This is a genomic window from Pseudoflavonifractor gallinarum, assembly GCF_014982855.1.
Taxonomy (GTDB): Bacteria; Bacillota; Clostridia; order Oscillospirales; family Oscillospiraceae; genus Pseudoflavonifractor_A; species Pseudoflavonifractor_A gallinarum.
In genome coordinates, this window is the sequence record NZ_JADCKF010000004.1 from 177762 (window position 1) to 202883 (window position 25122).

The window sequence follows — 25122 nt, forward strand, 5'->3', positions numbered from 1 at the left end:
GTTTATTTCAACAGGGCCGCCACGGAGCGGGCATAGTCCTTCATCGCGTCCAGATCGGACTGTGTCGGCGTGAAGAGCACACGGAAGGCCTCCGCCGGGGTGGCAAACTTGAGCTGTCCCAGGCGGGTCTGAAGCATACCGGGTGCCTCGCCGCTCCAGCCGTAGGCGCCAAAAGCGCCGGCCGCGCGGCCCTTGGTGTTGATGGCGTCGATGGAGCCCAGCACATCCCATACCGCCTTGGGCACGTCCCGATTGATGGTGGCAGAACCCACCAGGACCACATCGGCCTCATTGGCGATGGCGGCGCAGGCGTCCAGACTCTCCATGGTGACATCGTGCTGTACGGTGCGGATGCCCATCTCCTCCAGCGCCTCGGCAGCGGCCTGGGCCAGCGCCCGGGTGCATCCATAGGCGGAAGCGTAGATGATGGCAGCCGTCTTCCCCTCCTTGGGGACCGGCGTGCTCCACTGGCGGTAGAGCGCCTTGCACTCCTCCAGCGTCTCGGTCAGCACGGGGCCGTGGCTGGTGCAGGCCATCTCCGCCTCGGCGGGCAGCTTGCTGAGACCAGCCTGGACATAGGAGGCAAAGGGCCCGAAGATGCACTGATAATAGAAGTGACGCTCCCCGGCATAGGCCGCCTTGTCGTGGATCTTGCTGTCCAGCATGGTGGGCTCACAGAAATGGGCGCCCAGAAAATCACAGGTAAATACCACCTTGTCCGCCGGGTCCCAGGTAAACATGGAATCGGCCCAGTGGAGCATGGGGGCCGGAATGAATTCCAGCGTCTTTCCGCCCAGATCCAGGGTGTCCCCCGCCTTGACCACCTGCACCGGGAAGGTGCGGTTGGTAATGTCCTCCAGATGCTTCTTTCCGGCCGCGGTGCAGAAGATCTTCAGGTCGGGGCAGCGCTCCAGCAGCTTGGACACGCTGCCAGAGTGATCCGGCTCGTTGTGATTCATAATGAGGTAGTCCACCCGCTCCAGCGGGATCACCTGTTCAATGTTCTCCACATATTCCTCAAAATAGTCGGTATGTACCGTTTCAATGAGGACATTTTTCTCTCCGGTCAGGAGATAGGCATTGTAAGAAGTCCCGTACTTGGACTCCATCACAATATCAAAGACACGCAGCGATGGATTCAGCACACCCACCGACCAGACGCCCTCTTTCAACGCAATGGCGCTCATTTTCATACCTTCTTTCTAGGTTATCGACTTCAGTATAGGACCCTTTTTATATACTGTCAAGTCTAATCCCTTGCTTGGGCCTGCCAGACTATTGATTCTTCTCCATTCCTTTCCCTGTCACAATATACAAAAGAGCCTCTCCGACCCCGGTTTTCATCTGCTAACCACTTCTCTTTTCTCTTAAGGAATCTGCAAAATGCTCCTTCCTTGACTTTCCGCACAGCGGGCGATACAATATTTTCATTCTGTGTCATGTGATTTTTTGCGATCCAACAAGGGGGAAATAAGGTTCTATGTTCGTCTATCTGGACCACGCCGCTACCACTCCCGTCTGCGCGGAGGCCACGCAGGCCGCTCTGGAGGAGATGACCGCCGCATTCGGCAATCCTTCCGCACGCCACGCCTTCGGCCAGCAGGCCGCCCAGCGGCTGGAGGAACGCCGGGCCGTTGTGGCTGAGGCCCTGGGCTGCACGCCGGAGGAGGTCTTTTTCACCTCCTGCGGCACCGAGGGGGACAACTGGGCCATCCAGGCCGCGGTGGAGCATGGGCGGCGGCGGGGCCGTCATATCATTACCACTGTCATTGAGCACTCCGCTGTGCTGGAGCCCATCAAGGCCCTGGAGGGCAAGGGCTGGTCGGTGACCCGTCTCAAGCCCAACCGGCAGGGCCGGATCTCGCCGGAGGACCTGCGCGCCGCCCTGCGGGAGGACACGGTGCTGGTCTCCATGATGCTGGTCAACAACGAGCTGGGCACCCTTCAGCCGGTGGCGGAATGTGCCCGCATCGTCAAGGCGTATGCGCCGGAGATCCTCTTCCACACCGACGCGGTGCAGGGTTTTCTGAAAGTTCCCTTTACCGTGAAGGAGCTGGGTGTGGACCTGCTCACCGTGAGCGGCCACAAGATCCGCGCTCCCAAGGGCATCGGCGTCCAATATATCCGGAGCGGGCTCAAGCTCTCTCCCCTGCTGCGGGGCGGCGGACAAGAGCGCGGACTGCGCCCCGGCACCGAGCCCACCGCCCAGATTGCGGCCCTTTCGGCCGCCTGCCGGCTCTGGATGGACCACGGGGCGGAATACCGTGCCCATATGGAGTCCCTCAAGGCCTATGCGCTGGAGCAGCTCCCGGCCCGTGTGGAGGGGCTGGAGATCGTCACACCCGGGGACGCCCCCCATATCTGTTCCGTCTCTCTGCCCGGCTATCCCAGTGAGATGCTGGTGCGGGCGCTGAGCGACCAGGGGATCTGTGTCTCCTCCGGGTCCGCCTGTCACAAGGGAAAGCCCAGCCATGTCTTTGCCGCCCTGGGCCTGCCCAAGCGCACCGCCATGGGGGTGCTGCGCATCTCCTTCGGTCCCACCAGCACCCGGGACGAGGTGGACGCCCTGGCCGACGCCCTCTCTGCCATCCGGTCCAGCCGTGTGGGCGCCTGATCGCGTGTCTGTTTCTCTTCCATATTTTACACTTCACCAGAAAGGCGCCGGCGGAGCGAGGTATCGCCGGCTTGGTCACATCATATGTTCTCTTATCTGAATCGGGGGCGGGCTTTCTACCAGAATCTGCTCTTTCTGGCCCTGCCCATCCTGTTCCAGAATCTCATCACCACATCCCTGGGCATGATCGACACCTTTATGGTGGGCAGCCTCGGCGAAGCTCCCCTGGCCGCCGTAGCCCAGGCCAATATCCTGGTCTTCATCATTCAGCTGATCATCTTCGGGCTGCAGAGCGGCTCCTCCGTGCTCATCAGCCAGTACTGGGGCAAGGGCGATACCGACGCCATCAACCGGGTCATGGGCGTGGGCTTCTATCTGGCCGGCGCCATCTCCGCGCTCTTCGCCGCCTCCCTCTTTTTCTTCCCCTATCAGATCATCGGCCTGCTCACCGACAACCAGGAGCTCATTCCCCTGGCCGTGGTCTATGCCCGCATCGTGGGCTTCTCCTATCTGTTCAACAGCATCACCGGCGTCTATACCGGCGCCCACCGCAGCATGGAGAATCCCAAGCTGGGCCTGTGCATCTACGCCGCCTCCATGTGCACCAACACCTTCCTGAACTGGGTGCTCATCTTCGGCAATCTGGGCGCGCCCCGGCTGGAGGTGGAGGGCGCCGCCATCGCCACCCTCACCTCCCGCATTGTGGAATTTATCATCATGGTGGTCTATGCCAAGTGCAACCGCCGCTTCCGCCTCAAGCCCGCCGTGCTCTTCCGCCCGGACCGGGCGCTGGTGCAGAAGTTTTTCCGCTATGCCACCCCCGTGGTGGTCAATGAGATGCTGTGGGGTCTGGGCACCTCCATGTATAAGGTCATCATGGGACATATGGAGGGGAGCACCCAGATCCTGGCCGCCCGGGCCATCTCGGGCAACATCGAGGATATCTGCATCGTGGCCGTGCTGGCCATTGCCAACACCACCGCCATCATCATCGGCCGGGAGATCGGCGCGGGCCGCCGCTCCACGGTCTATGAGCTGGCCGCCGCACTGGACACCATCTCCTTCCTCTGCGGCGCCGTGATCGGCACCCTCCTGGTGATCTCGGCCCACACCTGGCTGCCGGTGGTGGTCTATCCCCTCTTCCACCTCACCCCGGTCTCATCGGAGATCGCCACCATCATCCTCACCTTCATCGGCTGTCTGATGCCCCTGCGCTCTTTTGATACCACCAACACCGTGGGCGTCCTCCGGGGCGGCGGAGACATCCGGGTGGCCGCCATCATCGATGTGTCTGCCATGTGGCTGGTGGCCATTCCTCTGGCCGCCTTCTTCGCCCTGGTGCTCCGCTGGAACATTGTCTGGGTCTATGTGGCCGTGACGGTGGAGCAGCTGGTCAAGTCCACGCTGGGCATTCTCCGCTTCCGGTCCCACGCCTGGATCAACGACATCACCCGCGCCGGCGCCTGAGCGCCGCCCTCTTCCCCGGAAAGGAGCATCTGTATGCTGCGGCTCACTGTTCTCATTGAAAATTCCGCGCCCGACCACCTGATCGCCGAGCACGGCCTCTCCCTGCACCTGGACTACGAGGGCCACTCCTATCTTCTGGACAGCGGCACCTCCGGCCTGTTTGTGCGCAACGCGGACCGGCTGGGCATCGACCTGAGCCGGGTGGAGCGGGCTGCCCTCTCCCACGGCCACGACGATCACGCCGGCGGGTTCTCCGCCTTCTTCCGGCGCAACCAACAGGCCCCGGTACTGGCCCGCCCCGCCGCGGTCCAGGCCTATCAGGAGGACACCGCCGATCCTTCCTGCCGCCCGGCCGGTGTGGACCCGGACCTCTTTACCAAATGGGCCGGGCGCTTTGATCTGGCCGACGGCCCCCGGCTTCTGGCCCCCGGGCTCCACCTGATCCCCGACGCGGTCTCCCACGAGCAGTCCCTGGTGGCCGAGACCGCCCACGGGCTGGTGGTGATGAACTCCTGCTGCCACGCCGGAGCCGCCCACATCGTCCGCGAGGTGCGCGCCCTCTTTCCCACCCAGAAGGTCCACGCCATCGTGGGGGGATTCCACCTGGTGGGCAAGACCGGGATGGGCTCCCTGGGCGTAGAGCCTGAGCAGGTGCGCCTCCTCTCCCGCCGGCTGGCCGAGGAGCTGGAGGTGGAGCAGATCTGTACCGGTCACTGCACCGGCCATCCGGCCTTTGACCTGATGGCCCAACAGGAACCCGGATGCCTCATACCGCTCCATACCGGGACCTGTCTCTCCTTTTAAAAGAGCCCAGTTTTTTTAGCAGACTCTCCCGCCTTATGCAAGTCATAAGGCGGGATTTTCGTTCACATTTAATTTACATCCCCCCTATTGACAATTGCTGGTGAGGGTGGTACATTATCTTTAGCACTCAGGTACAAAGAGTGCTAAACCAATCCGCCGCAAAGGAAGTGATGCGCATGGATCTGAGCGAACGAAAAAAGCGGATTCTCCGTGCCATCATTGAAAGCTATATCTCCACCGCCGAGCCGGTGGGCTCCAAGGCCATTGCCGACTCCCTGGACCGTTCGGTCTCTTCGGCCACCATCCGCAATGAGATGGCTGATCTGGAGTCCATGGGCCTGCTGGAAAAGCCCCACACCTCGGCCGGACGGATCCCCTCTCCCCAGGGGTACCGGTTCTACGTCAATGAGCTGATGGAAGAGCACCAGCTCTCCGTGCAGGAGACCGAGCGCATCAACCGCGCCCTGCGTCTCAAAATGCAGGAGCTGGATCGCGTCATTTCCGAGGCCGGACGGGTGGTCTCCCGTCTCACCAATTATCCCGCTTTTGCCCTCTCATCCGGGTTTGAGCGGGTGACCATCCGGCGCTTTGACCTGTTGATAGTGGAGCGAAACGCCTTCATTATTGTGGTCATGACCGACAACAATCTGGTGCGCAACAAGCTGGTGCAGCTGCCCTCCGATCTGACCGAGGCGCAGCTCCAGATGCTCAACACCCTGCTCAACACCACCTTTACCAATCTGACGCTGGAGGAGATCACGCCCGAACTCATGCGGGTGGCACAGCATGCCGCCGGCGATGCCTATGGCCTGATCAGTCTGGTGGTCTCCTTTGCCATGGAGGTGCTGGAGGGTCTGGAGCACCGGCGGGTCCACACCGCGGGTCTGGCCCATCTGCTGGAGCTTCCGGAGTATCAGAATCTGGAACGGGCCCAGCCCCTGATGAGCTATCTCTCCGAGGACCAGGACGCCGCCCGCTTCCCCATTCCCAAGGATGGCCCCATGAAGATCCTCATTGGTCCGGAAAATGTGGCCGACGCGCTGAAGGATACCAGCGTGGTCATGGCCAGCTACGACATTGGGGACGGCATGCGGGGCATCATCGGAGTCGTTGGCCCCACACGGATGGATTACGCAAAGATCACCGCCCGCCTGTCCTATTTTGCGGAGGGTCTCACCCGGCTATTTGGCCAGGGAGAACTTCCCACCGGGGACGGACGCAACGATGAAACATAATAGGAGGGAACCTCTTTGAGTAAGAAAGAGAACGAGCAGGCCGTGGAACAGGCCGAGCAGATGGAGCCGGAGACCGTGACCGAAGAGGTCACGGAGGGCGCCGCCCCTGAGACGGACACCCCCGATCCTCTGCTCTCGGAGCTGGAGGCGCTCAAGGATACCCTGGCCCAGAAGGAGGATCAGTACCTCCGCCTGGCCGCCGAGTATGACAACTACCGCCGGCGCTCCCAGAAGGAAAAAACCGACGCCTACCAGAGCGCCAAGTCGGACGCCGTGCTGGCTTTTCTCCCGGTGTACGACAACCTGGAGCGGGCCCTCAAGCAGGAGACCGCCGACGAGGCCTATAAAAAGGGCGTGGAGATGACCATGAATGGTCTCAAGGAGGTCCTCTCCAAGCTGGGCGTCGAGGAGATCCCCGCGCTGGGCCAGACCTTTGACCCCAACCTTCATAACGCCGTGATGCATGTGGAGGACGAAAACGCCGGAGAAAATACCGTCGTGGAGGTCTTTCAGGCCGGCTTCCAGTCCGGTGACAAGGTCATCCGGTTTGCCATGGTAAAGGTGGCAAACTAAGACGCGCGGAGGGCCCGGAGCAGGCGCACAGCGGCGAGCAGTGTGCCGTCCGCGCAGGACCCGCAGCGTGACAACAAGCGCGGAGGGTTCACATCCCATTTTCACTTTGTTTAAAATAAATTTCGATATATTGGAGGAAACACATTATGTCCAAGATCATTGGTATTGACTTAGGTACGACGAACAGCTGCGTAGCGGTTATGGAGGGCGGCGAGGCCGTCGTCATCCCCAACGCGGAAGGTAACCGCACCACCCCCTCTGTGGTGGCCTTCTCCAAGGACGGCGAGCGCATGGTAGGCCAGGTGGCCAAGCGCCAGGCCATCACCAACCCCGACCGCACCGTCATCTCCATCAAGCGTGAGATGGGCAGCGATTATAAGGTGAACATCGACGGCAAGGCCTACACTCCCCAGGAGATCAGCGCCATGATCCTTCAGAAGCTGAAGGCGGACGCCGAGGCCTATCTGGGCCAGCCTGTTACCGAGGCCGTCATCACCGTCCCCGCCTACTTCACCGACGCTCAGCGCCAGGCCACCAAGGACGCCGGCAAGATCGCCGGTCTGGATGTCAAGCGCATCATCAACGAGCCCACCGCCGCCGCTGTGGCCTACGGTGTGGATAAGGAGCAGGCCCAGAAGGTCATGGTCTACGACCTGGGCGGCGGCACCTTCGATGTGTCCATCCTGGACATCGACGACGGCGTCATCGAGGTTCTGGCCACTGCCGGTAACAACCGCCTGGGCGGCGACGACTTCGATAAGTGCGTCATGGACTGGATGGCCGCCGAGTTCAAGAAGGACACCGGCATCGACCTGACCGGCGACAAGGTCGCCATGCAGCGCCTGAAGGAGGCCGCTGAGAAGGCCAAGATCGAGCTCTCCGGCGTCACCTCCACCAGCATCAACCTGCCCTATATCACCGCGGACGCCACCGGTCCTAAGCATCTGGACCTGACCCTGACCCGCGCCAAGTTCGACCAGCTCACCGCCCACCTGGTGGAGGCCACCATGGGCCCCGTGCGCCAGGCCATGAGCGACGCCGGTCTCTCCTCCAGCGATCTGCATAAGGTCCTGCTGGTGGGCGGCTCCAGCCGTATCCCCGCCGTGCAGGAGGCCGTGAAGAAGATCACCGGCAATGAGGGCTTCAAGGGCATCAACCCCGACGAGTGCGTGGCCATGGGCGCCGCGCTCCAGGGCGGCGTCTTCACCGGCGACGTCAAGGGCCTGCTGCTGCTGGACGTCACCCCCCTGTCCCTGGGCATTGAGACCATGGGCGGCGTGATGACCAAGCTCATCGAGCGCAACACCACTATCCCCGTGAAGAAGAGCCAGGTCTTCACCACCGCCGCCGACAACCAGACCTCCGTGGAGGTCCACGTGCTCCAGGGCGAGCGCGAGATGGCGCAGTACAACAAGACTCTGGGCCGCTTCAACCTGGACGGCATCGCTCCCGCCCGCCGCGGCGTGCCTCAGATCGAGGTCACTTTCGACATCGACGCCAACGGCATCGTCAATGTCTCCGCTAAGGACCTGGGCACCGGCAAGGAGCAGCACATCACCATCACCTCCTCCACCAACATGTCCAAGGAGGACATCGACAAGGCCGTCAAGGAGGCCGAGCAGTTCGCCGCTGAGGACGCCAAGCGCAAGGAAGAGGTGGACGTCCGCAACCAGGGCGACCAGGTGGTCTACCAGACCGAGAAGGCTCTGGACGAGATGAAGGACAAGATCGACGCTGCCGACAAGGCCAGTGTGGAGGCTGCCATCAACAAGCTGAAGGAGGCCCTGAAGGGCAGCGACGTGGAGGCCATCAAGGCCGCTACCGAGGAGGCCAACAAGGCGTTCTATCCTGTGGCTGAGAAGATGTATCAGCAGGCCAATCCCCAGGGCGGCCAGCCCGGAGCCGACGGCTGCAACTGCGGCAGCGGCGACTGCGGCGGCAGCTGCGGCACCGACCCCAACGTGGTGGACGCCGACTACACCGTCGTGGACGACGATAAGAAGTAAGAAACAGAAGCGCACCGGGGCCGAAGCAGGCGCACAGCAAACCGCCTCCGGCGATTCAAAGAAACATCAGCTCTGTGGTGGGACGGGTGAATTTCATCCGTCCCACTCGGGGCGTTTTGGCGGGCGTACCAGATACGTCCCTGCAACGGGAAATGCAGCGTAGGGGCGCGCTTTGCGCCCGCCGTTCCATACTCCCTCAATTTAAGAGGTGATCATATGCCTGAACAAAAACGAGATTTTTACGAGGTCCTGGGGGTCAGCAAGAGCGCCAGCGACGATGAGCTGAAAAAGGCCTACCGCAAGCTGGCCAAGCAGTACCACCCCGACCTCAACCCCGGCGATAAGGAGGCCGAGGCCAAGTTCAAGGAGGTCAACGAGGCCTACGAGGTCCTCTCCGACAAGGAGAAACGTGCCCGTTACGACCAGTTCGGCCACGCCGGTGTTGACCCCAACTATAACCCCGGCGGCGGTTTCGGCGGTTTCGGCGGCGCCGATTTCGGCGACATCGACCTGGGTGATATTTTCGGCTCCTTCTTCGGAGGCGGATTCGGCGGCGGCTTTGGCGGGGGCGGCGGTGCCCGGCGCAACGGCCCCATGAAGGGCGATACCCTCCGTGCTTCCGTCACCATCACCTTTGAAGAGGCCGCCTTTGGCTGCGAAAAGGAGATCAACCTGACTCGCAGCGAGCAGTGCGACGTGTGTAAGGGCACCGGCTGTGCCCCCGGCACGACGGCCGAGATCTGCCCCGACTGTCACGGTTCGGGTACCATCCGCATCCAGCGGGGCGGCGGCGCGTTCTCCTTTGCCACCACCACCAGCTGCCCCAAGTGCGGCGGCACCGGCAAGCTCATCCATACCCCCTGTAAGACCTGTAACGGCGCCGGCTCGGTTCGGAAGAACCGGAAGATCACCGTCAAGATCCCCGCCGGCATCGACAACGGTCAGGCCATCTCCCTGCGGGGACAGGGCGGCGCGGGCAAGAACGGCGGTCCGGCCGGCGATCTGATCATCAGCATCACCGTGCGTCCCCATCCCCAGTTCAAGCGGGACGGCATGAATGTCTACCTGGATCAGAAGGTCTCCTTCCTCCAGGCCACCCTGGGCGCGGAGCTGGAGATCCCCACCATCGACGGAAAGGTCAAGTGGAACCTGCCCGAGGGCACCCAGCCGGGCGCCACGTTCCGCCTCAAGGGCAAGGGCATCCCCTCCGTCAACGGACGGGGCCGGGGCGACCAGTACGTCACCGTCTCGGTGGATGTCCCCCGCGGGCTCACCCACGAGCAGAAGGAGGCCCTGCGCCACTTCGGCCGCGCCATGGGCGAGCTGCCCGACGCGGAGGAGGAAGAGGGGCTCAAAGGATTCTTTGACAAAATGAAGAAAAAGAAATAAAATAAGGGATGGACATTGTCCATCCCTTTTTTGTTATCTGACCTTATGTTATTTCTTGAATCCAACTTCCGGGAGGTCTTTCATGGATATCCTGCTCCAGGCCATCCGGCCTACGCTGATTTTTCCCATCCTTCTGCTCGCCGCCCTCTTTCTCCTGTTTGGCTCTTACTGGCGCTGGATCCTCTCTCCCCATAACCTGCATGACCGGATCCGCCGTCAGTCCGGAGAGGTCCTCCCCTCCCCCGCCAAACCCCGCTTTTCCTTTGCGGGACGCTGTCACCCACTGGAGCGGCGGGACGGCCTGCTCATCCTGCTCCTGACGCTGGTCTATGCCGCCACCGCCTTTTTTCAGCTGGGCTCCTTTACCAATCCCCAGTCTTTTCACAATTTTACCGAGACACAGACGGTGGAGGTGGAATTCTCCCAGCCCTTCCAGCTCACCCGGCTGATGTATTATCCGGGGCTCGGCACCGGAGACTACAATGTGGAGATCTCCGCCGATGGCTCCCACTGGTCCACCCTCTGGGCACGGGAGAACGAGGAGGGGACCGTCACCGGCTACTACTGGGCCGACGCGGAGGGCTACGAGCCCAGCTATGCCATGCCCCAGCACTACGCCGACCTCTTCAAGTGGCTTGAAATCACGCCCGAGAACACGCTGGAGGTCCGCTTCCTGCGCATCACCGCCAAATCCACCAAGAGCCCCATCGAACTGGGGGAGCTGGCTCTCTATGACACTTCGGGAAATCTGGTGTGCCCCGACCAGCCGGGGGAGGCCTCCGCCCTCTTTGACGAGGGAGACACCGTCCCGGAATCCCCCTCCTGGTATAACTCCACCTACTTTGACGAGATCTACCACGCCCGCACCGCCTATGAGCACATCCGTGGGATCTACCCCTATGAGATCTCCCATCCCCCGCTGGGCAAGCTCATCCTGGGCATCGGTATCCGCCTCTTCGGTATGACTCCCTTTGGCTGGCGCTTTATGGGCACGCTCTTCGGTGTGCTCATGCTTCCTCTGCTCTATGCCTTCCTCAAAAATCTCTTTGGGAAGACGCCGGTGGCCTTCTGCGGGACGGCCCTCTTTGCCTTTGATTTCATGCATCTCACCCAGACCCGCATCGCCACCATCGACACCTACGGGGTGTTCTTCATCCTGGCCATGTACTACTTCATGTACCGGTATCTCACCATCCCGGCGGGCACCCCGTTCCGGAAGGGCGCGCCCTGGCTGTTCCTCTCCGGCCTCTTCTGGGGGATCGGCGCGGCCAGCAAGTGGACCGTCATCTATGGCGGCGTGGGACTGGCTCTGCTCTATTTCCTGGGCCTGTGGTTCAAGCTGCGGGACTGGCCCAAAGTGGAGGCGGGGGAAACTCCCCCGGTATTCCGGAATCTCTGGCTGATCCAGACACTGGCCTTTTCTGTGCTGTGCTTCGTGGTGATCCCCGCCTGCATCTATACCCTCTCCTATTGGCCCTACGCCGCCGCCAAAGGGGATACCAGCCTGGGCAACCTCATCCATGAGATGTGGAAAAATCAGGAGTATATGCTCACCTACCACCAGGGCGTCCACGACACCCACCCCTACTCCTCCCGCTGGTATCAGTGGATCGTGGACGGACGGCCCATCCTCTACTATCTGGACTACACCTCCGTACCGGGGAGCAAGTCGGCCTTTGCCTCCTTCTCCAACCCGGTGGTCTGCTGGGACGGACTGCTGGCCGTTGTGAGCCTCATCGTCCACTGCATCCGGCGCCGCTGCGGGAAGGCCCTTTTCATCGTGGTGGCCTACTTCTCCCAGCTGGCCCCCTGGTTCTTCATTGGACGGACCACCTTCGAGTATCACTACTTCCCCTCCATCCTCTTCCTCTGCTTTGCCCTGGCCTATGTATACAACGACCTCTTCGAGATGGGTCTGCCCTGGATGCGCAAAAGTGTCTATGCCCTGACCGGGACCGCCGTGGCCCTGTATGCCGCTTTCTACCCGGTGCTCATCGGTCTGATGGTCCCCCGGTGGTATACCTCAAACCTTCTCCAGTGGCTTCCCTCCTGGCCAATCTGACAAATTGGAGCGTGCTGTATGTATCTCATCGACTATCACACCCACACCAGACTCTCCCCCGACGGGCATGTCCCTCTGGCTGAAATGGCCCGGGCCGCGGAGAAGGCCGGACTCTCCGAGCTGTGCGTCACCGACCACTATGACCGCATTCTGGAGCACGGCGGCTTCGCCCCCGATTATGACTGGTCCCCTGCCCTGGAGCAGTTCCGGACGACGGCGCCCGCCTTTGAGGGGAAACTCCAGCTCCGGTTCGGCATCGAATACGGCAGCGCCCCCTTTGATCCCGACTACGCCCGGCGTATGCTCGCCCTGCCCGAGCTGGACTTTGTGATCGGCTCGCTCCACAATCTCTCTCCCGAGCTGGGCGGAGAGGACTTCTTCTACTTCTCCTATGACTCGGAGGAGACCTGCCGCCGGGTACTGGACGACTATTTCGCCTCCATGCTCCGCCTGGTGGAGCTGCCGGAGACCTATGATATCCTGGGACACATCATCTATCCTCTGCGCTATATGCCCCAGGAAATCTCCCTGGACCCCTGGTGGGACAGCATTGACACCGTGCTGCGCCGGGTGGTAGAGACCGGACGCGGCATTGAGCTGAACACCTATTGCGGCAAGACCGTGGCGCCCTGGCGCCCCATTCTGGAGCGCTATCGCGCCCTGGGTGGTGAGCTCATCACCGTGGGCTCCGACGCCCACTTCCCCGAGCGGGTGGGGCTTGGCATCCCTACCGCCTACGACCTGCTGAAGGACACCGGATTCCGCTATGTGACCACCTACCACCGTCACAATCCCGTTCCTAAGCCGCTGTAAGGGCGGATCTGGATAGATGGACTGAATTGATTTGAGGAGGATATGAACATGAAAGTTTCTCTGGGCTGCGACCACGGCGGATTTGCCATGAAGGAGCATGTGAAGGGCTGGCTGGAGTCCCACGGCTACGAGGTGCAGGACTGCGGCTGCTACTCCACCGAGAGCGTGGATTACCCCGTCTACGGCCGGGCCGCCGCCGAGGCGGTGGCCTCCGGCGCCTGTGAGCGGGGCATCGTGGTGTGCACCACCGGCATCGGCATCTCCATTGCCGCCAACAAGGTCAAGGGCATCCGCTGCGCCCTGTGCTCCGAGCCCCTCTCCGCCGAGATGACCCGCCGCCACAACAACGCCAACATGCTGGCCATGGGCGGCGGTATGATCGGGGCCAACATGGCCGACCGCATCGTGGAGACCTTCCTGACCACCGAGTTCGAGGGCGGCCGCCATGAGCGCCGGGTCAATCTGATCTCCGACATCGAGGGCTGAGCGGGATCATCTCTCCCCTGAGGCAACAAAAAAGCAGACACGCACCGGTTTTGTGCGTGTCTGCTTTTTTCATTCCTGTTCTTCCGCCGCCTGGGCCGCCTGTTTGCGCTCCAGCGCCGCCGCGCGCATCGCCAGGGTCTCCTCCAGCGTGCGGGGCGGCCGGGCGTTGATCTGTTCCGCCCACGCGATGCCCCAGGCCCGCAGCTCTTCCAGCCCCTGGGCGGTCATGGGGAAATACCGCTTCTCCTCCACCGTGCTGAAGGCATAGCCCCAGGGGCCCTCCCACACCTCGGCGGCCAGATTCTCCTCCTCAGGCGTCACCTGATAGCGCATCCGGCCGGCACTGGCCGTCCAGAAATTCTCATTTTGAAAATGGGATAAAACCGGCAGAAAAAATGCTTCCATGTGTTGCGTTCTCCTCGTCTTGGCAAATCTCTCGGTGTTATTATAGCACACCGTGCCCACCCTGAACAGGTACGCTTCGGGAATCTGCACGCCGCAAGAAAACGCCCCCGGAAACCTTTGTTTCCGGGGGCTGTTCTTATGCCTTTTGTGCGTAGCGGGCCAGGAACTGCCGGGTCCGTTCCTGGGTGGGCTGTTCGATGACCTGTCGGGCCGGGCCCTGCTCCACGATGACGCCGCCGTCCATAAAGATGACCTGGTCGGCCACATCCCGGGCAAAAGCCATCTCATGGGTGACGATGACCATAGTGGTCTTTTTGTCGGCCAGGGAGCGGATCACCTTGAGCACCTCGCCGGTGAGCTCCGGGTCCAGCGCGGAGGTAGGCTCGTCAAAACAGAGGATGTCCGGATGCAGCGCCAGCGCCCGGGCGATGGCCACCCGCTGCTGCTGTCCGCCCGAGAGCTGATGGGGATAGTGCTCGGCCCGGTCGGCCAGCCCCATCTGATCCAGCAGGGCCAGGGCCTCCTTCCGGATCTCAGCCAGGATCTCCTTCCGGTTGGCCTTGTAGTCGCTCCGCTCCTGGGCCAGCAGCTCCTTGGCCAGCATCACGTTCTTCAGGGCCGTATACTGGGGAAAGAGGTTGAAGGACTGGAACACCAGACCGAAGTGGAGGCGCTTTTTGCGCACCTCCGCCTCCCGCTGGGTACTGGGATCGGCCGCATCGAAGAGCACCTCGTCCCGTACCCGGATGGTCCCTACGTCGGGGGTTTCCAGAAAATTGAGGCACCGCAGCAGTGTGGTCTTGCCGGAGCCGGAGGAGCCGATGATGGCCAGAGCCTGTCCCTCCTCCAGGGAGAAGCTGATCCCCTTCAGGACCGAGGTCTTTCCGAACTTCTTCTGGATGTTTTCTACCTGCAAAATCGCCATATCTTCTACTCCTTACACCCGAAAATAGTCCAGCTTTTTCTCGGTCCGGCTGAGCAGCAGCGTCACCACACCGTTGAATACCAGGAAGAAAAATCCCGCATAGAACAAGGGCCAGATCATGCCCTTGTTGCCAAAGTCCTTGGCCAGCTTGATGATCTCTCCCACCATAATGAAGTTGGACAGGGAGGTATCCTTGACCAGGGTGATGATCTCATTGCCCATGGGCGGGACGATGCGCTTGACCACCTGGAGCAGCGTCACCTGGAAAAAGATCTGCCGCCGGGTCATGCCCAAAACCTGTCCGGCCTCCTGCTGTCCCCGGGGCACGCCCTGGATACCGCCCCGGAAGATCTCGGAGAAATAGGCGGCATAGTTGAGCACGAAGGCCACCGACGCCGCCGTCATGCGCGGGAGAATATGTCCCGGACTGAGGATGCCCGGCAGATAGTACACCACCGCCAGCTGAAGCATCAGAGGGGTGGAGCGCATGATGTACACATAGAGCCGGACCAGCCAGCTCAGCGGCTTGAACTTGCTCATCGTGCCGAAGGATACCACCAGTCCCAGGGGCAGCGACAAGACCAGCGTAATGACAAAGAGCTGGATGTTGAGCATAAAGCCCTTCATCATGGTGATTGTAACCGTTTCAAATGACATATTCTCTCTCCTATGCCGGAAGCGGACAAGGGGCAGGGGCTGCCCCCTGCCTCTTCTGTCCTCCGCTTGATGACGTGATTATTTCTGATTGGCCAGCAGCAGCTCGCTCAGCTCATATTTCTCCGCCAGCGTGCCCAGGGTGCCGTCTTCCACCAGCTCCTGCATGGCCTGATTCACCTTCTCGGTGACATCGGATCCCTTCCGGAAGCCGATGCCGTACTCCTCCACCGACAGCTCCAGATCGGGGATGACCATCAGGTCGGAGTAATCACCCACACCGGCCAGGGCGTTGGCCAGAACAAAGTCCATGACCGCCGCGTCGGCCGCGCCGCTCTTGACCTCCAGCAGCGCGTCGGTCTGCTTGACCACCGAGGTGTAGGTGGCCTGGCTGAGGAACTCATCATTCTGCACCGTGCTCTCGCCTGCGGAGCCCGCCTCCGCGTCCACCTTGGCGCCGGCCAGAGACTCGGTGGAGGTGTACTTCTCCGCGTCGGCCGCACGGATCACCAGCACCTGGTAGTTCTTGATGTAGGGATCCGAGATGGAGATGGCCTCCTGCAGCTCGGGCGTGATGGTCATGCCGTTCCAGATACAGTCGATGTTCTTGGACTCCAGCTCCAGCAGCTTGGCGTCCCAGTTGATCTCTACAAATTCCGGCTCCACGCCCAGCTTCTCGCACACGGCGGTGGCAAACTCGGTCTCAAATCCGGTGAGCTCGCCGTCCTCTCCCATGTAGTTCATGGGCTCAAAGAGGGTGTAGCCGATCTTCAGCTTGCCGTTGCCCTCCACATAGGCCCAATCGCTGTCCGCGCTCTGGGCAGGGGTGCCCTCGGGGGTGCCGCTTCCGGCCGGAGCAGGGCTGGAGGCGGTGCCGCCGGAGCAGGCGGTCAGGGACAGGCCCAGGGCAGCGGCCAGAGCCAGCGCAGAGAGTTTCCGTTTCATATCTAAATTCCTCCCATTGTCGTTCTTTCGCGGACAGTGTCCGGGGTGTCGTCCTATTGCTTTAGTATATTACCACAATAAAGTGTTCTTGTGAAGGGGGTAACGCAAAAAATTTTTGCCGCCCCCTCTATATAGGACGATCCCCGGTTTCCCCGCCGCCGGAACGGACCTGCTCACGGCTCCAGCAGCGGACGGGCCCGCTCCCACTCCTCGGGGGAATTGGCGTTGAAGAGACTGCGCTCCAGATCAAAGGCCGCAAGCTCCTCTTCTCCGATCTGCTCCACCGCTACAAAGGGAAAGAGCCCCTGAACGAAGGAGCGCCGCCCCTCCTCCAGACTGCGGGTAATGACGGGCAGACAGCTTTTGCGGTAGAGGGCAAAGAGGGGCTCCGGCCGGCCGTCCCCTCTGCGGATGGTGCACACGTCCGCCTGTCCCATCCGCTCCGCCATCCAGCGGGCCAGGGCGGCGTCTCCAAAGGGCATATCCACCGCCGTGAGAAAGACCGCGTCGGTCTCCAGCTCCGCCAGTGCGGCCTCCAGGCCGGCCATGGGTCCCGCGCCCGGATGCCGGTCCAAGAGGGCCGGCACCTCCGCCGGAAGGGTGCGCCCTCCCTCTCCCACCGAGACGGCCACGGCGTCGAATACCCCCGTCCAGCGGTCGATCATCCGCTCCAGCAGGGTACTCTCCCCCACCGGGAGTTCCCCCTTGTCCCGTCCCATCCGGCGGGATTTTCCGCCGGTCAAAATCACCGTTGTAATATGCATATGGACCTTCCTCCCGTCCGGTGTAAACCGGTTTTCATTGTATCAGCTCTCTTTCCCACTGACAAGTTTTTCCGGCGGCATAGAACGGACAAATCTTCCATATCCTGTTCTTACAGAAACCTGCGCATGATCGCTTTGATACGGGAGGTACTGTCATGAAACAACTGGCCGCGGCCCTGCTGGCCGCTTCTCTGCTCCTCTGCCCCGCCGGGGCGGTCTCCAGCGCGCCGCAGGCGGAGGCAAGCGCCGCTGTCCTGATGGAGAAGGAGACCGGGACCCTTCTCTATGAACAAAACGCCCACGACAAGCTGGAACCGGCCAGCGTCACCAAGGTCATGACCCTGCTCCTGGTGGTGGAGGCCATTGACGACGGCCGCCTGGGCCTGGACGACCTGGTGACGGTGTCGGCCCATGCCGCCTCCATGGGCGGCTCCCAGGTCTATCTGAAGGAAAACGAGCAGATGACGGTACAGGACCTGCTCAAGGCGGTGACTGTGGTCTCGGGAAACGACGCGGCGGTGGCCCTGGCCGAACACCTCGCAGGCAGTGAGGAGGCCTTTGTGGCCGATATGAACGAGCGGGCCGCCGAGCTGGGCATGGCGGACACCACCTTTCTCAACTGCACCGGCCTGCCCGCCGCCGGGCATCTGACCAGCGCCTACGATATCGCCCTCATGTCCCGGGCCCTGATCGGACATCCTATGATCCGGGAGTATTCCACCATCTGGATGGACTCCATCCGCAACGGGGCCTTCCAGCTCTCCAACACCAACAAGCTCATCCGTTTCTACCCCGGGGCCACCGGCCTCAAAACCGGCTCCACCGACTCGGCGGGTTACTGTCTCTCGGCCACGGCGGAGCGGGATGGCATGGAGCTCATCGCCGTGATCCTGCATTCCCCCACCTCGGCCCAGCGCTTTGACAGCGCCAAGCGTCTGCTGGACTTCGGCTTTGCCAACTATACCCTGGCCGACATCCGCCCCAACCAGGCCCTTCCCCCGGTGCATGTAATCCTGGGCCGGAAGGAACAGGTCCAGCCGGAGCTCTCCGCCTCCAGCCGGCTTTTGGTGGAAAAGGACCAGATCAACCAGCTCTCCACCCAGCTGGAACTCTGCCAGGATGTGGAGGCCCCCGTGGAGAAGGGCCAGATCCTGGGCCACCTGGTGGTGACCGTGGGCGGGGAGGAGCGGGAGCGCATCCCCATCGTCGCCTGCGAGGCCGTGGAGCGCGTCACCGTGCCCGGCATTTTCCTGGATTTTCTCCAGCGCCTGTTCCTGGCTGCCTGACCTTTTTCAGGGAGAGAACCATTCTTTTGGTTCTCTCCCCCTTTTTCTGTATTTTTCTTCCATATCTTGCGTTATGATGTGTTTTACGAAATAGCGCGGCACAGAGCCTTGACGTATTCCATATTATGTTGTATAATTTCTACAAATAAGTATCCGCTTTTTCGGATCCTTATTATCATCTATGCCAAGAGAAGGTTCTTTTTTCCCTTTACTTTTGGGCGTTTTTCGTACGAAGGAGAGTATGCCTATGAATCAGGTCACCAGCTATGCACCCGCTCTGGATGCGTTTTCAAAAGGTCAGGCCGTCCGTGCGCAGGAGTATCTGGGATCTCACGCACAGGTACAGGACGGGCAGGAGGGGTATGTCTTCCGTGTGTGGGCCCCCAATGCCAAGGCAGTATGCGTCATGGGAGATTTCAACGACTGGGATGAGTCCGATCACCCCCTCGCTCCCATCGGCGGCGGCGTGTGGGAGGGATTTGTCCCCGGCCTTCAGCGCTACGACTCCTATAAATATGCCATTCACACACAGGACGGCCGTGTCCTGGCCAAGGCCGATCCCTATGCCTTCCACGCTGAGACCCGTCCCGGCACCGCCTCCAAGATCTATGAGCTGGGCGGCTATGTCTGGGGCGATCAGGCCTGGCTGGAGTGGCGGAAAGCCAATCCCATCTATCACAAGCCCCTCAACATCTATGAAATGCACCTGGGCTCCTGGCGGCGCACCGGGGAGGACACCTTCCTCAGCTACCGGGATATTGCCCGCTATCTGGTCCCCTACGTCAAAGAGATGGGCTTCACCCATGTGGAGCTCATGCCCGTGAGCGAATATCCGCTGGACGACTCCTGGGGGTATCAGTGCACCGGATACTTTGCCGCCACCAGCCGGTACGGCACGCCGGACGACTTCATGTATCTGGTGGATCAGCTCCACCAGGCCGGCATCGGCGTCATTCTGGACTGGGTGCCCGCCCATTTCCCCAAGGACGCCTTCGGCCTGTACGAATTTGACGGCGGCCCCTGCTACGAGTACGCCGACCCCCGCAAGGGCGAGCACGCCGACTGGGGCACCCGCGTCTTTGACTACGGGCGCAACGAGGTCCGCTCCTTCCTCTACTCCTCGGCCCTGTTCTGGCTGGAGCAGTTCCACATCGACGGCCTGCGGGTGGATGCGGTGGCCTCCATGCTCTACCTGGACTACGGCCGGCAGGATGGACAGTGGTGCCCCAACCTCTTCGGCGGGCACGAGAATCTGGAGGCCGTGGATTTCCTCCAGCAGCTCAACACCCACATCTTCCAGGCCCACCCGGACGTGCTCATGATCGCGGAGGAGTCCACCGCCTGGCCCCGGGTCTCCCACCCGGTGGAGCAGGGTGGACTGGAGGGCGGCCTGGGCTTCAACCTCAAGTGGAATATGGGCTGGATGAACGATCTGTGCCACTACATGAAGCTGGACCCCTACTTCCGGCAGTTCAATCACCGGGACATCACCTTCTCCCTGATGTACGCCTTCTCGGAGAACTTCGTGCTCCCCCTCTCCCACGACGAGGTGGTGCACATGAAGGGCTCCCTCATCAACAAGATGCCGGGCACCGATGAGGAGAAGTTCGCCGGTGTGCGGGCCTTCTACACCTATATGCTCACCCACCCGGGGAAAAAGCTTCTCTTCATGGGCGCGGAGTTCGGACAGTTCAACGAGTGGCATTTTGAGCACTCTCTGGACTGGCACCTTCTGGAGCAGGAGCGCCATCAGCAGCTCCAGGGCTTCTTCCAGTCCGCCAACCAGTTCTATCTGGCCCACCCCGAGCTGTGGGAGCTGGACTTCTCCTGGGAGGGATTCCAGTGGATCTGTGCCGATGATAACCAGGGCAACTGCGCCGCCTTCCTGCGGAAGGACAAGAAGGGACACTTCCTGCTCACCCTGTGCAACTTCTCCCCCGTCCACCGGGCGGGCTACCGTCTGGGCGTTCCCTGCCCGGGCCGGTACGAGGTAGCCTTCAACACCGACGATCCCGCCTTCGGCGGAAACGGACTGGGCGATCTGGAGCCCCTCAAGTCGGAGTACATCCCCTGTCACGGGCTGGAGCAGTCCATCTCGGTGGACCTGCCCCCCATGGGCGCAGTGATCCTGCGCTGCACCAAGAAATTCCCGCCCCGCCGCAAAAAGGCGGAGCTTTCGCCAGCCGCGAAGCCGGCGGCCAAGCGCACGAGCCGCAAAAAGGCCCCTGCCGCGGAGGAGTCCTCCGCCCAGGAGACCAAGCGTCCCGCCCGCAAGCCCCGCGCTTCCAAATCGGGCAGTTAAACCATCTACATACGCAGAGAGGAGCTGGGAATCCAACATTGCCTGTCATTGCGCTCCGGACTTCGTTCCGCTCCGGAGCCGATGTGGAGAGGGACATTTGAAAAGCAATCGCTAGAGGTGAACGTGTTATGAAAAAGGAATGTGTCGCCATGCTTTTGGCTGGCGGACAGGGAAGCCGTCTCCATGCCCTGACCAGCCACGTGGCCAAACCCGCCGTTCCGTTCGGCGGAAAATATCGCATCATCGACTTCCCGCTGTCCAACTGTATCAACTCCGGCATTGACACGGTGGGCGTGCTCACCCAATACCGTCCGCTGGAGCTCAACGCATATCTGGGCAACGGCCAGGCCTGGGACCTGGACCGCTCCGACGGGGGCGTCCACATCCTCCCCCCCTACATGCGCGAGGGGGAAAAGGGCACCTGGTACAAGGGCACCGCCAACGCCATCTATCAGAATATGGGCTTTATCGAGCTCTATGATCCGGAGTATGTGCTTATCCTCTCGGGTGACCACATCTACAAGATGGACTACTCCAAGATGCTGGCCCACCACAAGGCCAGCGGCGCGGCCTGCACCATCTCGGTGCTGGAGGTCACGCTGGAGGAGGCCACCCGCTTCGGCATCATGAATGTGGACGACTCCGACCAGATCTATGAATTTGAGGAGAAGCCCAAGCACCCCAAGAGCAATCTGGCCTCTATGGGCATCTACATCTTCACCTGGTCCAAGCTCAAGGAGTATCTGATGGCGGACGAGGCCGACGAGAAGAGCTCCAATGACTTCGGCAAGAACATCATTCCCTCCATGCTGGCCCACCAGGAAAAGCTGATGGCCTACCGCTTCCGTGGCTACTGGAAGGACGTGGGCACCATCGACTCCCTGTGGGACGCCAATATGGACATGCTCTCCCCGGAGAACGGCATCGATCCCTACGATACCGAGTGGCCCATCTACGCCCGCACCCCCACCAAGCCCCCCCTCTATACCGGTCCCAACGCCAAGGTGTCCCACTCCATGGTCACGGGCGGCTGTGAGGTCTACGGCACGGTGGAGAACTCGGTGCTCTTCCACTCGGTGCAGGTGGAAGAGGGCGCCCGGGTGGCCTACTCCATCCTCATGCCCGGCACGGTCGTGAAGGCCGGGGCCGTGGTGGAATACGCCATCATTGCGGAAAATACTGTCATCGGGGAGCAGGCCCATGTGGGTACGTCCCCGGACGACCAGAACGATTCGGAATGGGGCATCGCCGTCGTGGCGCAGAACCTCAAAGTTGGCCGGGGCGCCGTCGTACCCGCCAAGGCCATGATTACCCGCAATGTGAAAGGAGACGATAAGAAATGCTGAATAAACTCCACGGCATCATTTTTGCCTATCGCTCCAATCCCAGTCTGCGGGAATTGAGCCAGCATCGCAACACCTGTTCCATCCCCTACGGCGGCCGTTACCGGGTAGTGGACTTCATGCTCTCCAACTTCGTCAACGCCGGGGTCTCCGATGTGGGCCTCATCGCCCACGCCAACTACCAGTCCCTGCTGGACCATGTGAGCTCCGGTAAAGACTGGGACCTGGCCCGCAAGCACGGCGGTCTGCGCATCCTGCCCCCCTTCGGCTATGCCAATAAGCGGGGCGACGGGAATTACCACGGCCGGATGGACGCCCTGGCCGGCGTGTACTCCTACCTCCAGAAGATCCGGCAGGACTACGTGGTCCTGGCCGGCGGCGACGTGGCGGTCAACCTGCCCCTCGCCGAGATCTTCCAGTCCCATCTGGACAGCGGCGCCGACATGACGGCCGTGTGCACCTCCAAGCTCAACAGCGACCCCCGCGGCTGTGACTACTTCACCACCGACGAAAACGGCTTTGTCACCGACGTGGCCGTCAACCCCACCACGGCCGCTGGTCTGGAGTCCCTGGAGGTCTACATCCTCTCCAAGGAGCTGCTCCTCTCCCTGGTGGACCACTGCTCCACCCACAATATCTCCTCCTTCAGCGACGGCGTTCTGGTGTCGGCGGTGCATAATCTCAAGATCCACGCCTACCAGTTTGACGGCTATGCCGCCCGCCTTCAGTCGGTGGCCGGCTATTTTGCCCGCAGCATGGAGCTGCTGGACCCCGCAGTCCGCGCACAGCTCTTTGCCCCCGAACGTCCCATCAAGACCAAGGACCAGTCCAACCCCTCCACCTACTACGGCCCCGGCGCCAAGAGTATCAACTCTCTGGTGGCCGACGGCTGCATCATCGAGGGCGAGGTGGAAAACTGCATCCTCTTCCGCGGCGTGCATGTCCAGAAGGGTGCCCGGGTTTCCAACTGTGTGCTCATGCAGGGCACCGTCGTTCAGTCGGATGCCGTGCTCAAATATGTGATCACAGATAAGAATGTCCGGGTGAATCCGGGGCGGATGCTGATGGGTCATTCCAGCTATCCTTTAGCCATCGCCAAGAACGAAATCGTATGATCCTTTGACATTTTCCCCTGTGAGAGCCAAGAGACGAAGCTGTTTTTTCAACACTTCGTCTCTCGCTCTGACTGGAACTTTCTGCTATACTGGACATAACAGCAGTCTCCACCCATTGTGAAATTCCCATTGTTCCGAATGGGCAGTTGAACTGTGTGAAAGGAGTCTTTGCCCCATATGAACATTCTCTTTGCTTCCTCTGAGGTCGCCCCTTTTATTAAAACAGGCGGCCTGGCCGATGTGGCGGGCAGTCTTCCCAAGGCGCTGGCCGCGGCCGGCCATGATGTGCGCGTCATCCTCCCCCTCTACGAGGGGATCGGCCAGGAGTGGCGCGACCAGATGACCTATCTCTTCAATTTCCACGTGATCCTGGCCTGGCGCACGCCCTACTGCGGCATCTTTGAGCTCAAGCGGGACGGCGTGACCTATTATTTCGTGGATAACGAGTACTACTTCAAGCGCTCCGGCCTCTACGGCCACTATGACGACGCCGAGCGTTTCGCCTTCTTCTCCCGTGCCGTGGTGGAGACCCCCGCCCACCTGGACTGGCACCCCGATGTGATCCACGCCAATGACTGGCAGACCGCCCTGGCTCCCATCTATCTGCTGGAGGAGCGCACCCGTGTGCCCCAGCTCTATGGGACCAAGTCTGTCTTTACCATCCACAACATCGAGTACCAGGGCCGCTACGGAAAGGAGCTGCTGGAGGATCTGTTCGGTCTCAACTCCGGCTATTTCCACGAGCATATGCTGGCCTACCACGGAGATGTGAACCTGATGAAGGGGGCCATCTACGCCTCCGACTATGTCACCACCGTCTCCCCCTCCTATGCCGGCGAGCTCCAGTATCCCTTCTACGCCCACGGTCTGGAGGGCGTCATCGCCGACAACCGCCACAAGCTGCGCGGTATCCTGAACGGCATCGACACCGCGCTGTACGATCCCGCCCACGATCACGGCCTGGCCACCAACTTCTCGCCCGACGACCTCTCCGGCAAGGCCGCCTGTAAGGCCGCCCTCCAGCAGGCCGTCGGCCTGCGGCAGGACCCCAATATCCCCATCATCGCCTGCATCTCCCGCCTGGTCAAGCACAAGGGCTTTGAGCTGGTGGCCTCCGCCATCCACGACATCATGGCCATGGATGTGCAGATGGTGGTCCTGGGCACCGGCGACTGGAATTTTGAGGAGGCCTTCCGCCACGCGCAGGCCCAGTATCCCGGCCGCTTCTCGGCCAACATCCTCTACTCGGGCGCCCTCTCCACCGCCATCTATGGCGGCGCGGACCTCTTCCTCATGCCCAGCATCGCCGAGCCCTGCGGCCTGTCTCAGATGATCGCCATGCGCTACGGCACCCTGCCCGTGGTCCGGGAGACCGGCGGCCTGCGGGATTCCGTGCGTCCCAACGGCACCGAGCACGCCAACGGCTTTACCTTCGCCGACATCAACGCCCACGATATGACCTGGGTGCTGGGTGAGGCGGTCAACCTCTACTACAACGGCAAGGAGGCCTGGCAGGCCCTCCAGCGCAATGCCATGACCGCCGACTTCTCCTGGAACCAGTCCGCCCAGGACTACCTCCAGGTCTACTACTGGGTCACGGGCTTTACCAATCCCGCCGAGCAGGAGGAGCCGGTCCCTTTTGAGGAGGAGCCTGCGGCTGAACCCGCTCCCGTGGCTGAGGAGCCCGTGGCCGAGCCCGCTCCCGCCGCCGAGGAGCCTGTGGCTGAGCCCGCTCCCGTCGCCGAGGAGCCTGCTGCTGAGCCCGTTCCCGCCGCTGAGGAGCCCGTGGCCGAGCCCGCTCCCGCCAAAAAAACTCCGGCCCGCCGCAGCACGAAAAAGACCGGCGGCAGCAAGAAGAGCCGTGCCGCCCGGAAGGCCGCAAAATCCGAATAACGTCCCTTCGTATTCACTGATCCCCTTACCGCTCCGCCGGT

21 protein-coding genes are annotated in these 25122 nt (G+C 61.6%); 15 read left to right on the forward strand and 6 right to left on the reverse strand.

Annotated features, from left to right (window positions below; translation table 11 throughout):
• Positions 1-2 precede the first annotated feature (2 nt).
• Positions 3-1187, reverse strand: a complete 1185-nt coding sequence (locus INF37_RS06145; RefSeq protein WP_193537107.1) for an FprA family A-type flavoprotein — start codon at positions 1185-1187, stop codon at positions 3-5.
• A gap of 293 nt (positions 1188-1480) precedes the next feature.
• On the opposite strand from INF37_RS06145, the gene INF37_RS06150 reads away from it, so the two are divergent.
• The 10 genes from INF37_RS06150 (at position 1481) to rpiB (ending at position 13449) form a co-directional block, all read left to right on the forward strand.
• Entirely contained in the window at positions 1481-2614 is a 1134-nt protein-coding gene (locus INF37_RS06150; protein WP_193537109.1) for a cysteine desulfurase family protein, read from the forward strand.
• Between the two features lie 84 nt (positions 2615-2698).
• Positions 2699-4081, forward strand: coding sequence for an MATE family efflux transporter (locus tag INF37_RS06155; RefSeq protein ID WP_193537112.1), 1383 nt, complete (start codon positions 2699-2701; stop codon positions 4079-4081).
• A 33-nt stretch (positions 4082-4114) separates the two neighbouring features.
• Positions 4115-4885 (forward strand): MBL fold metallo-hydrolase, encoded by a 771-nt coding sequence (locus INF37_RS06160; protein WP_193537114.1) that lies wholly within the window; start codon positions 4115-4117, stop codon positions 4883-4885.
• A gap of 176 nt (positions 4886-5061) precedes the next feature.
• The gene (gene hrcA / locus INF37_RS06165; protein WP_193537116.1) at positions 5062-6120 is read left to right on the forward strand and encodes a heat-inducible transcriptional repressor HrcA; all 1059 of its coding nucleotides are present in this window, start codon (positions 5062-5064) and stop codon (positions 6118-6120) included.
• Positions 6121-6135: 15 nt separating this feature from the next.
• Positions 6136-6693, forward strand: a complete 558-nt coding sequence (gene grpE / locus INF37_RS06170; RefSeq protein ID WP_101691177.1) for a nucleotide exchange factor GrpE — start codon at positions 6136-6138, stop codon at positions 6691-6693.
• Between the two features lie 146 nt (positions 6694-6839).
• On the forward strand, positions 6840-8699 hold the full coding sequence (gene dnaK / locus INF37_RS06175) for a molecular chaperone DnaK (RefSeq protein WP_101691176.1): 1860 nt from the start codon (positions 6840-6842) through the stop codon (positions 8697-8699).
• A 216-nt stretch (positions 8700-8915) separates the two neighbouring features.
• Positions 8916-10088, forward strand: coding sequence for a molecular chaperone DnaJ (gene dnaJ, locus INF37_RS06180; RefSeq protein ID WP_193537118.1), 1173 nt, complete (start codon positions 8916-8918; stop codon positions 10086-10088).
• 82 nt (positions 10089-10170) lie between these two features.
• The gene (locus tag INF37_RS06185; RefSeq protein WP_193537121.1) at positions 10171-12150 is read left to right on the forward strand and encodes a phospholipid carrier-dependent glycosyltransferase; all 1980 of its coding nucleotides are present in this window, start codon (positions 10171-10173) and stop codon (positions 12148-12150) included.
• A gap of 18 nt (positions 12151-12168) precedes the next feature.
• Complete coding sequence (locus INF37_RS06190) at positions 12169-12963, forward strand: histidinol-phosphatase HisJ family protein (RefSeq protein ID WP_193537124.1); 795 nt, start codon at positions 12169-12171, stop codon at positions 12961-12963.
• A 48-nt stretch (positions 12964-13011) separates the two neighbouring features.
• Positions 13012-13449: a ribose 5-phosphate isomerase B gene (gene rpiB, locus INF37_RS06195; protein ID WP_193537126.1), complete on the forward strand. Its 438-nt coding sequence runs from the start codon at positions 13012-13014 to the stop codon at positions 13447-13449.
• Positions 13450-13518: 69 nt separating this feature from the next.
• Here the strand turns inward: rpiB and INF37_RS06200 are convergent, their stop codons facing one another.
• The 5 genes from INF37_RS06200 to mobA form a co-directional block, all read right to left on the reverse strand.
• On the reverse strand, positions 13519-13854 hold the full coding sequence (locus INF37_RS06200; protein ID WP_101691171.1) for a hypothetical protein: 336 nt from the start codon (positions 13852-13854) through the stop codon (positions 13519-13521).
• Between the two features lie 136 nt (positions 13855-13990).
• On the reverse strand, positions 13991-14779 hold the full coding sequence (locus INF37_RS06205) for an amino acid ABC transporter ATP-binding protein (RefSeq protein WP_101691170.1): 789 nt from the start codon (positions 14777-14779) through the stop codon (positions 13991-13993).
• 12 nt (positions 14780-14791) lie between these two features.
• Positions 14792-15436 carry an amino acid ABC transporter permease gene (locus tag INF37_RS06210; RefSeq protein WP_186963310.1) on the reverse strand — a complete coding sequence of 215 codons (645 nt, stop codon included), beginning with the start codon at positions 15434-15436 and terminating at the stop codon, positions 14792-14794.
• Positions 15437-15514: 78 nt separating this feature from the next.
• Positions 15515-16378: a transporter substrate-binding domain-containing protein gene (locus INF37_RS06215; RefSeq protein WP_193537128.1), complete on the reverse strand. Its 864-nt coding sequence runs from the start codon at positions 16376-16378 to the stop codon at positions 15515-15517.
• Positions 16379-16551: 173 nt separating this feature from the next.
• Positions 16552-17142, reverse strand: a complete 591-nt coding sequence (gene mobA, locus INF37_RS06220; RefSeq protein ID WP_193537130.1) for a molybdenum cofactor guanylyltransferase — start codon at positions 17140-17142, stop codon at positions 16552-16554.
• Positions 17143-17297: 155 nt separating this feature from the next.
• Between mobA and INF37_RS06225 the strand changes: the two genes are divergently transcribed.
• The 5 genes from INF37_RS06225 (at position 17298) to glgA (ending at position 25081) form a co-directional block, all read left to right on the forward strand.
• A complete protein-coding gene (locus tag INF37_RS06225; RefSeq protein ID WP_193537132.1) occupies positions 17298-18428 on the forward strand; it encodes a D-alanyl-D-alanine carboxypeptidase family protein in 1131 nt (376 codons plus the stop codon).
• Positions 18429-18675: 247 nt separating this feature from the next.
• A complete protein-coding gene (glgB, locus tag INF37_RS06230) occupies positions 18676-20730 on the forward strand; it encodes a 1,4-alpha-glucan branching protein GlgB (RefSeq protein ID WP_328821041.1) in 2055 nt (684 codons plus the stop codon).
• 128 nt (positions 20731-20858) lie between these two features.
• The gene (locus INF37_RS06235) at positions 20859-22076 is read left to right on the forward strand and encodes a glucose-1-phosphate adenylyltransferase (RefSeq protein ID WP_101691164.1); all 1218 of its coding nucleotides are present in this window, start codon (positions 20859-20861) and stop codon (positions 22074-22076) included.
• The gene (gene glgD, locus INF37_RS06240; protein WP_193537134.1) at positions 22070-23188 is read left to right on the forward strand and encodes a glucose-1-phosphate adenylyltransferase subunit GlgD; all 1119 of its coding nucleotides are present in this window, start codon (positions 22070-22072) and stop codon (positions 23186-23188) included. Before INF37_RS06235 ends, glgD begins: the two co-directional genes overlap by 7 nt.
• Before the next feature lie 177 nt (positions 23189-23365).
• Positions 23366-25081: a glycogen synthase GlgA gene (gene glgA / locus INF37_RS06245; RefSeq protein ID WP_193537136.1), complete on the forward strand. Its 1716-nt coding sequence runs from the start codon at positions 23366-23368 to the stop codon at positions 25079-25081.
• Positions 25082-25122: the final 41 nt, after the last annotated feature.